1 protein-coding gene and 1 pseudogene are annotated in these 2611 nt (G+C 42.8%); one reads left to right on the forward strand and one right to left on the reverse strand.

Annotation, left to right across the window (positions count from 1 at the left end):
- A pseudogene (locus QZZ35_RS10910) lies at positions 1-1614 on the reverse strand (hypothetical protein); the annotation flags it as partial.
- Between the two features lie 287 nt (positions 1615-1901).
- Between QZZ35_RS10910 and QZZ35_RS10915 the strand changes: the two are divergent.
- Entirely contained in the window at positions 1902-2603 is a 702-nt protein-coding gene (locus tag QZZ35_RS10915) for a LytTR family transcriptional regulator DNA-binding domain-containing protein (protein WP_291237428.1), read from the forward strand.
- Positions 2604-2611 lie beyond the last annotated feature (8 nt).

Below are 2611 nucleotides of genomic sequence, written 5' to 3' on the forward strand. Positions count from 1 at the left end.
ACTATTATTGGAAAAACCGATACCTTTTGATTTATCACCACCTATAGCTGTGACCGTACCGCCGCTTATGATAATTTTACCGCCTTCAGTATTTTGATATCCACTACCGATGCCAGCTCCTCTCAGTCCTCCTGTAGCCGTTATCGTACCACCGCTTATGAAAATATCTCCGGCGGAAGTTCCGGTATCTCCATCGCCACCACCTATTCCTGCACTGTTCTCACCGCCAGTTGCTTTGATGTCACCACCATTAATCTTTATGGTTCCACCTTTTCCCGATGTACCTCCACCAATGCCCGCTGCCCATAATCCGCCTTTGGCGTTGATGGATCCACCATTGATAATAATATTGCCTCCGGCGCCGTCACCTCCGGCGCTGCAATTCCCGCCACCGATGCCGGCTCCGCCTGTTCCCCCGGTGGCAGTAACCATACCGCCGTTTATCGTAATGTTGCCGCCATTTCCATGATAACCGCCGCCGATGCCGGCTCCGCCTGATCCCCCGGTGGCGTAGATAACGCCGCCATTAATAGTAATGGATCCTGCATTACTTACTTTACCAGTTACGCCTCCACCACCAATTCCACTAAAATTATTTGTTTTTCCACTAACTTTGAGCTTGCCCGTGTTGCTAGTCAAGTGACCTTCTTCATCCACCTCCGGTGTCGACTGTCCATAGATAGTAAGACTGCTGTTTTCGGACTCTTGCACAAGAATGCTTCCTTGAACATCTAGACTACTTTCATCCGTCAGAATCAAGTGAACATTTCCCAAAACTTTGACATTTGTATTGATTTTCACTTCACCCTGCACCACATACCAAGTTTCGTCTCTACTAGTTCCCCATGCGGTTTTTTCGCTTGTCACTTCGATAGCATCGTTACAGGTCTTTTTCGTCCAATTTGTGCCATTTTCATCACAGGAGAGGTAGCTAACGCCTGTAATATTCAACATCTGTGCTCCGCCAGGCTCCACCAAAACGTTAAGTGCCTTAGCTTCATCAGAAAGAATATAACCTTCCGGCAAAGCTGCAGCAAAGGTATAGCTGCCACTATATGCACCTTCTTTTGGATACTCCTCACATGACCAGTCTCCCAGGGTGATGGTCTCCGATGCAGCTTCTGCTTCGATATCCTCTTCATTTACTACCGTTGCCTGAATCTGTGTTGGCAGTAATGCTACAACATCATCAAAGAATGCCGGGGTTTCCTCATTTGCAAAAGGAAGAGCCAGTATTCCGGTTTCAGGATTTATTAATTCTTCTTCATCAATCCACTCCCATGCAGTGATTGTTAATTCTGTTTCGTTTTTTGCCTCTTCACTCTCACCGGTATTCAGCTGATTTTCATTATTTTCAGACTGCACCTTACCTGTGCACTTACTTAAATCAGCTTCTTCTGCCCCACAGACCGGGCAGTCTGAGTTTACTTTATCTTCTGTACAAAGGTTAGCACAGGTACATGTTACCTCACCGTTTGAAGGCATAGAAGTTCCTTCTGTCTCTGCCCTTGCTGTAATCGGAATCATCGTTCCAATCATACATGCACACAAAAGGATAGAAAGCACTCGCTTCCCGCTTCTTTTTAGATATCCTTTCACGCAGAATTTTTCCATTGCAATTTCCTCCGTTCAATAGGGGAATATTTTATCCCCGCATCATATGTTTACGATGATTTTCATCATCCGAAATGTTACACTTTAACTAATTTATCATACAATAAAATAGCACAAAATACAAGAAATACATTGCCTGAGGGCGCCTTATCATGCTTTTAGGTCTCTTTTGTTAATTTTTATGCCTTAAATGCAATTAAATCGTTGCATCTTCCCGTTATAGCTTGTATTTTAAGCAACATAATGGTAATATGAGCATATTATTTATGTGCTGGGAAGGGAAATTTATGGCTGATCTTAACAGATTTTTTAAAAGAAATGACATAGAAATTGAGAAAATACTATATATTTATCATCATGGCAGAAAAACCATTGTTTGCAAGGATCCCGGTATTGAGGTTTCAACCTCAACTCCCTTTAGGGAAGTGCTTGCATTTCTTCCAAAAGATGGTTTTATTTCCATTACAAGAAATGCCATTGTACGCCGCGACAAGATTCTAAATATAAGCCATGACGGCGTATATACAATGATTGATGGAAAGACTTTTCAGGGCAGAACAAGATACTTAAGTACCCATAGGAAACTTAAAAAGGAAATGGAACAGGATGTAAAGAATGCTAAGGTGGAAAACCTTTTACCGCTTAGTTTTCTTGATAAATGCGACATCTTAAACAATATGCCCGTTGCATACTGTGTAATTGAACTTATCTTTGATGAAAACGGGCACGGGGTTGACTTTATTTTCCGCTACTGCAACAAGCAAATGGAAGTGGTGGAGGGCATCCCTATTGAAAAGATGCTAAACCGTTCTTTTTATGAGGTGTTTAAAAACGGCGACAGGAAGTGGCTTGTTGCTTATGCCGATGTGGCTTTGAATGGTTCAAATCGTACACTTTCTGATTACAGCCCGGAGATTGGCAAAAATCTTACCATCTACTGCTATCAGCCTAAACCCGGGTTTTGCGCCTGTGTGCTTGTGCCAAATTAGGAATATGC

The organism is Frisingicoccus sp., from assembly GCA_016298055.1.
In the GTDB taxonomy this organism is placed as follows: domain Bacteria; phylum Bacillota; class Clostridia; order Lachnospirales; family Lachnospiraceae; genus Frisingicoccus.